This is a genomic window from Luteimonas suaedae (genome assembly GCF_008312895.1).
Classification (GTDB): domain Bacteria; phylum Pseudomonadota; class Gammaproteobacteria; order Xanthomonadales; family Xanthomonadaceae; genus Luteimonas; species Luteimonas suaedae.
On the sequence record NZ_VSSP01000021.1, the window covers coordinates 22,864 to 29,908 of the forward strand.

The window sequence follows — 7,045 nt, forward strand, 5'->3', positions numbered from 1 at the left end:
TATCGCGAGGGAGCATGTCGATTGGTCGAACATGCCGGCGCCCGCGTTCAGGCAGCCACCGACAACGGCGCATCGCCCGCGATCAGCGCGCCGAAGTAGTCGCGCGTCAGATTAATCTGCGCCTCGGCGCTCGCGGCGCTCGCGGCGCTCGACGACGGCGCGAAAGGCGATGTTCTCGGGTCGGTCTTTCGCATACCAGCCCAGGTGCTTGCGGGCGATGCGCACGCCAGCGGGCTCGCCGTAGAAGGCATGCAGTGCCTGCAGGTGGCCGAGCAGCACGTCGGGGACCTCGGCCAGCGACGGCGCCGGTGCGGCGCAACACCTCGGCCGCCTTGTGCGGCGAGTCGATGTCGCCGTTGGCGATCACCGCCGGCTGGGACGCACACCGTTGTAGCGGGCGGCCTCGGCCATCACCTGCGGCACGGTGCCGGCGATCTGCACGCCGATCGGGTCCAGCTTGCCGGCATGGTCCATGCGGTGGCGCGACTTGCGGGTATTCCAGAAGCGCGGATCCGAGATGGTCATCTCCGACATGGAGCGCCCGCATCGCTGGCGCGACTCGGGGCGGAGCGGGGATGGGAGGAGGGTACGGCGGAGTCACGGGATGGTTCAGGCGCCTGCCGCTTCGCCATATCCTTGCGGTGGGCCCGATCCTGCTGCCGCACCTGCCGACGCCGCCGCCAGAACAGGAATCCCGTCACCAGCAGCGCCGCCGGCAGCAGGCCCGATAGCGCCACCGCCCAGCGATACCACGCGCCGCCGACCGCGCCGATGTGCAGCGGATAGATCGCCTCGGTCATCCGCGCGCCGGCACGCTGCGTCGTTGCGTCGTGCGCGAGCAGCACCTCGCCGCCGGCGCGATCGACGAAGACCAGGCTGCGCCCGTTCGGGTGCCATTCGCCCAGGGCACGGGCGCGGAAGCCGATCGCGTCGTCGCCGGAGGCCGGCGCGGCGGTGCGGATCAGGTGCGCGTCCGGCAGTGCGGCTCGTGCGGTCGCCAATACCCGGGTCCAGTTCACCGGCGCATCGGCCGGGACCGCGCGCTGCGGCGGCGCAGGCGCAGCGCCGCCACCGAACAGCGTGGTCAGCGCGGTGCGCGCCGCCGCGTGGTAGATCATGCCGACGCCGGTCAGCGTCACCAGCAACAGCAACGGCAGCAGCAGGACGCCGCCGCTGCGGTGCCAGCTCAGCCAGCGCCGGATCGGTGGGCCGCGGTGCATCTTGAGGTGGGCGAGCATGCGGCCCGTTTTCGGCCACCACAGGTACAGGCCGGTCAGCAGCAGTCCGAGAGCGATCCAGCCGACCACGCCGAGCACCTGGTGGCCGGTCTCGCCGCCGAGCAGGTCGGTATGCAGTTCGCGCAGCCACAGCAGCCAGTCGTCGTCGGCGCTGCGCAACAGCAGCAGCCGTCCATCCTCCGGTGCGAAGTAGCCGCGGCGCCCGTCCGCGAAGTATCCCTGCCAGACCGGAAGGCCGTCGGCCTGCGGCAGCTGCACGCTGCCCAGCCCCTGCGGCGTCCAGCGCTGCAGGATCCGCGCCAGTACCGCGCCGTCGGCGCGCGCCGCGTGCCCGGCGAGCTGCGGCTGCTGCCACAGCAGCAGTTCCTCGTGGAAGGTCAGTACCGTGCCGGACAGTCCGACCGCCGCAAACGCGGTGCCGACGGTCAGGCCGACCCACAGGTGCAGCCAGGCCAGCGCCGCCCGCAGGCGCCGCCGCGGCGGCCGCGCTTGCGCGGCCGTCGTCATCAGAACCGGTGCATCCACCGCGCGCTGAGCGTGCGGCCGCGGCCGGCGAAGTAGTCGCGGTCCGACGCCCGGGTCTGCGAGTAGTAGCCGATGTACTGCCGGTCCAGCAGGTTCTCGACGCCCAGGCTGAGCGCGCCCACCGGCAGCGCGATGCGCGCCTGCAGGTCGAGCGTGGTGTAGCCCTCGAAGCGCGCGGTGCGCTCGCCGCGGGTGTCGAAGTCGCGGTCGCGGGCGTGGCTGGCCTGCAGCCGCGTGGCGACCGCCGGCGTCCAGGCCTGCTCCCAGAACGCGGTGATGCGGTCGGGGCTGATGTTGATGCCCGGCAGGTCGCTGTCGACGCGGTCGTCGCTGTCGCTGTCGTAGCGGCCGTCGGCGGTGGCGTAGCCGAGGCCGAGGCAGCCGTCGTCGGAGAAGCGGAACGCGACGTTGCCCTCGATGCCGTCGATCTCGGTGCGCTCGCGGCGCACGTTGTAGACGCCGGCGACCGGATCGAAGGCCAGGCGCGAGCCGAGGTCGGACTCGGACCAGTACGCGGCCAGGTGCAGCAGCCAGCGGCCGTCGTCGTAGTCGACGCCGATCTCGCGGTTGTCGGCGACCACCGGGGACAGGTCGACCAGGGCGTCGACGCGCTGGCCCGGCGCGTCGATCGCGCGCAGCACGCGGCCGACGTCGGCCACGGTGTAGCCCTCCGAATACGAGGCATAGAACTTCAGCGTGTCGGTCGCCTCCCATACCGCGCCGAAGTTGGGCAGGGTCTCGCTGGTCGTGGGCGAGCCGCCGGCCACGAACTGGCCGCCGTTGTAGACCGGCAGGGTGGTGAAGTCGTCGACGTCCAGCTTGCCGCGCTCGTGGCGCAGGCCGCCGGTCAGCATCAGCCGCTCGCCGATCCACCACTCGGCCTGCACGAACGGCGACCACGCGCTGTACACCGTGCGCGGCACCCAGTCGAGGTCGCTCACCACCAGTTCCTGGTAGGTCTTGTCGCGTGCCAGGTCCAGGCCCAGGGTCAGCCGCAGCGACAGCCCGGCGATGTCGCCGCGCGACCAGCTGAACTTGCCGCCGCTCTTCTCCGAGGCGTTCTGGGACTGGTCGAACCAGTCGGCGTCCGGGTCGTCGCCGAAGAAGTCGCCCCAGTAGCTGCCGCCGTACAGGGCCTCGAAGTCGACCCAGTACAGCTGCGCCTGGAAATGGCCGCCGGCCAGGGCCCGATCGGTGTAGTCGAGGGTGAGTGAGGTCGAGCGGTTACGCGGCGCCTCGCCTTCCTGGTCGCCGCGCACGGACGTCGCCGGGATGCCGAGCTGCTGGTCGCCGTCGACCGCGACGTAGTCGCCGTTGCCCTGCAGGCGGTAGCGGTTGGCGGTGAGCTGCAGGCGGCGGTCGTCGTCGATGTTCCAGCCGGCCTTGGCGAACAGGTCGTGGCTGCGCGCGTCCATCAGATCGCCCTGCACGCCGCTGACCGCGATCGCGCGGCCGTCGCCGTCGTAGTACAGGCCCTCTTGCGTGTACGAGGCGCCGCCGACGAAGTCGAACGCGCCGCGGCGGGTGCCGAACAGGTACGAGGTGCGGTAGCCGTCGCTGTCGCGCTCACTCGGCAGCGCGGTGCTGGCGCCCAGGCCTACCTCGTGGAAGCGGTCGCCGTCGCGTCGCGGCGCGCGCTTGGTGATGATGTTGATGATGCCGCCCGAAGCGCCCAGGCCCTGCAGCGCGTTGGCGCCGTGGATCACCTCGATCCGCTCGATCATGGCCGGATCGATGGTGTGCGCGTCGCGGCCGCCGTCACGCAGCGGGGTGGACTGCGGCACGCCGTCGACCATGTACAGCGGCTGCCTGCCGCGCAGCGACTCGCCGGCGCTGGTCATCTTCTGGCGCGAGGGCGAGAACGCGGGGATCAGGTTCGACAGCACCTGGGAGAGGTCCTGGGTGACCGCCAACTGCTGTTCGAGCTGCACCCGGTCGATCACGGTGATCGTGTTCGGCAGCGCGGCCTCCGAATCCGGCATGCGGCTGGTGCTGGCCGAGACGGTGATGCGGTCGAGTTCGGCGATGTCGTCGCTGGAGGTGGTCTGCTGGGCGAGGGCGGTCTGGCCGGCCAGCGCGAGGCACAGGGCGCAGGCGAGCGGGGTGCGTGGGGGCATGTCGCGACTTTCGGGTGCGGGGAGGATGCGCATGTTAATGCGAAGCATTCTCGATTGATAGCGATGACGGCGGTTGGTCCGGGAGCTGATGCTGTGATCTGCGGCTCGCTGCATCGTCGCCTCCCGGTGAAGGCCGGGACCCGTCTCTCAGGTCAGGACCCGTCTTGGTGTCGCGGCGAAAGCCACTGGATCCCGGCCTTCGCCGGGATGACGGCGTAGGGGCTGCCGGTGTGTGGGGAAGACGATCTGCGACTCCCGCGCCTCGTCGTCCGGCGCAGGCCGGCACTGATTTTGATGCCGCGGCGAAAGCCGCTGGATCCCGGCCTTCGCCGGGATGACGGCGTTGGGGGCTGCCGGTGTAGGGGCCTTTGGCGTGCCCGGGGCGCGCAGGGGTCGCGGCCGAACTCAGTCGGCAGAGAACAGATCACCGAAGCGCTCGCGCAACTGCGTGGCCGACGGCATCGCCTCGGCGGCGCCGGGGCGTTCGGTGGACAGGGCGGCGTAGTGGGTGGCCAGGCGGACGTGCTGCGCGAATGGCGCCGCCGGCGCCAGCGCCATTCCCGCCGCCAATGCGCCGTTGAAGGCGTCGCCGGCGCCGGTGGTATCGACGACCCGGACCGGGGCCGCCGGCAGCCGGTAGCACGGCGGCTCATCGCCGCGGCGGGGGCCGTCGGCATGGGAGACGAAACAGCCCGAACCACCGAGCGTGACGATCACGGTGCCGTGCGGCAGCAAGGCGCGGCACCACCCGTGCAGGCGGTCGTCGGGCGTGGCGGCGATGTCCTCGCCGTCGAGGCGGATGCCGGCGTGACGCGCCAGCAGACCGGTGAACTCGGTTTCGTTCGGGGTGAGGAGATCGGTCTCGGCCAGCAGCTCGGCGGCGACCGCGGCGTTGGCCGGCGCCGGGTTGAGCAGGGCTACGGCGCCGGCGGCGCGCGCGCGGCGCAGCCCCTCCAGCACCGCAGCCGGGGGCGATTCCAGCTGCGCCACCACCACCGCGGCATCGGCGAAGGCGTCGATCTGGGCGGCGACGAAGTCCGCCGACAGGTCGCCGTTGGCGCCGGCGCCGATGACGATGCTGTTGCCGCCGGCCTCGTCCAGGTAGATGCCGGCGGTACCGGTCGGCGCCTCGCTGCGCAGCTCGCGCAGTTCGAGACCGTCTTCGGCGGCCAGCGCACGGGCCAGGTCGCCGCCGCTGTCGCCGCCCAGCGCGCAGACGAAGCGGGTGACGGCGCCGGCGCGGCGGGCGGCCACGGCCTGGTTGAAGCCCTTGCCGCCGGGGCCGGTGCTGTAGCGGCCGCTCAGGGTCTCGCCCGGCCGCGGCAGCCGGTCGCTGGTCCAGACGTGGTCGACATTGAACGAGCCGATGACGAGAACGGAAGCCATGGTCGGTGAGGATTCCTGTGAACGCAGGTGGAGGAGATGTTCGTCCGCAAGCGCGTCGCCGTCGAGCGACGACGTTGCCGCGGACGCCGTGGCAGCGGCGCCGTGCTCAGGCGAACAGCGTCAAGACGCCGGCGATGGTGGCGGTCATCATGGTCGCGATCGAACCGCCGAGCACCGCGCGCAGGCCGAGGCGGGCGAGATCGGCGCGACGTTCCGGGGCGATGCCGCCGATGCCGCCGATCTGGATCGCGATCGAGCTGAAATTGGCGAAACCGCACAGCGCATAGGTGGCGATCAGCGTGCCCTGCGGGGTCAGCGACACGCCCTCGACATTGCCGCGCAGGATCTCGCCCAATTGCACGTAGGCGACGAACTCGTTCAGCACCACCTTGGTGCCGATCAGGCCGCCGACGGTGGCCGCGTCCTGCCACGGCACCCCGATCAGCCACGCCAGCGGCGACAGCACCCAGCCCAGCAGCGCCGACAGGTCGGTCGGCCGGCCCAGCGCGCCCTGCAGCCCGGTCACCTCGCCCAGCCATACCAGCGGCGCGTTGAGCAGCGCGATCAGCGCGATGAAGGCCAGCAGCATCGCGCCGACGTTCAGCGCCAGTCGGAGGCCGTCGGCGGCGCCGGCGGCGGCGGCGTCGATCACGTTGGCGGTGGTCTTCTCCACGTTGACGCGCACGCTGCCCAGGGTCAGCGGCTCCTGCGTCTCCGGGACCAGGATCTTGGCGATCACGATGGTTGCGGGTGCCGCCATGATGCTGGCGGTGATCAGGTGCTTGGCATAGACCGCCTGCTGCACCGGGTCGCCGCCGCCCAGCAGCAGCACGTAGGCGCCGAGCACGCCGCCGGCGATCGTCGCCATGCCGCCGACCATCAGCGTCAACAGCTCCGACGGCGTCATGCCGGCGATGTACGGACGCACCACCAGCGGTGCCTCGGTCTGGCCGATGAACGCATTGGCGCAGACCGACAGCGTCTCCGCGCCGGACACGCGCATCAGCTTGGTGATCACCCAGGCCATGCCCTGCACGATCTTCTGCATCACCCCCAGGTGGTACAGCACGCCCATGAAGCTGGCGAAGAAGATGATCGTCGGCAGGACCTGGAAGGCGAACACGAAGCCGAACTTCTCCGGATCGGTGAAGTCGCCGAAGATGAAGCGCGCGCCTTCGGTGGTGAAGCCGAGCAGGATCACGAAGCCCGACGACAGTGCATCGAACACGCGCGCCCCCCAGGGCGTCAGCAGCACCAGGCAGGCGATCACGATCTGCAGCGCGAGGCCGATGCCGACCAGCCGCCAGTCCACCCTGCGGCGGTTGTTGGAGAACAGCCAGGTGATGCCCAGCAGCACCGCAAGACCCAACAGGCCGAAACCGACCCGCGTCAAACCTTCCATCCGTTGCCCCTGAGCGTCGAAATCGCGTCGGCGCAGGGTAGGCGAGGGGGGGGGTTGGGGCAACTGGGGGAGAGCGAGAAACGAGGAACGAGGAGTGAGAAACGAGAGTGGGCGCGGTGGGCCACGAGCGAGGCAGCCGCGCCGCGTCTGGCCGTCATCCCCGCGAGGGCGGGGATCCATGGACTTTGTCTTTCAAAGGGCTGGACGTCCATGGATGCCCGCCTTCGCGGGCATGACGGGTTTTTCGAGGTTCGCTTTAGCTCTTTCGCGGCGCCCAGTTGAATCCCAGCTTGCGCGGGAACGAACAAAGGCGCGCTACGCTTTCCCGATTCCCGATTCCCGATTCCCGATTCCCGATTCCCGATTCCCGATTCCCG

4 protein-coding genes and 1 pseudogene are annotated in these 7,045 nt (G+C 70.8%); all 5 read right to left on the bottom strand.

What is annotated here, in order from left to right; translation table 11 throughout:
- Positions 1-47: 47 nt before the first annotated feature.
- Positions 48-555 (bottom strand): annotated as a pseudogene (locus tag FXO19_RS18415) (tRNA-dihydrouridine synthase); the annotation flags it as partial.
- Positions 522-1,745 (bottom strand): PepSY-associated TM helix domain-containing protein, encoded by a 1,224-nt coding sequence (locus tag FXO19_RS18420; RefSeq protein WP_149196581.1) that lies wholly within the window; start codon positions 1,743-1,745, stop codon positions 522-524. The gene FXO19_RS18420 and the pseudogene FXO19_RS18415, both read right to left, overlap by 34 nt.
- Positions 1,745-3,880 carry a TonB-dependent receptor gene (locus FXO19_RS18425; RefSeq protein ID WP_149196582.1) on the bottom strand — a complete coding sequence of 712 codons (2,136 nt, stop codon included), beginning with the start codon at positions 3,878-3,880 and terminating at the stop codon, positions 1,745-1,747. Before FXO19_RS18425 ends, FXO19_RS18420 begins: the two co-directional genes overlap by 1 nt.
- A 405-nt stretch (positions 3,881-4,285) precedes the next feature.
- The gene (locus FXO19_RS18430; RefSeq protein WP_149196583.1) at positions 4,286-5,266 is read right to left on the bottom strand and encodes a PfkB family carbohydrate kinase; all 981 of its coding nucleotides are present in this window, start codon (positions 5,264-5,266) and stop codon (positions 4,286-4,288) included.
- Between the two features lie 106 nt (positions 5,267-5,372).
- Positions 5,373-6,668 (bottom strand): NupC/NupG family nucleoside CNT transporter, encoded by a 1,296-nt coding sequence (locus tag FXO19_RS18435; protein WP_149196584.1) that lies wholly within the window; start codon positions 6,666-6,668, stop codon positions 5,373-5,375.
- Between the last annotated feature and the right edge of the window lie 377 nt (positions 6,669-7,045).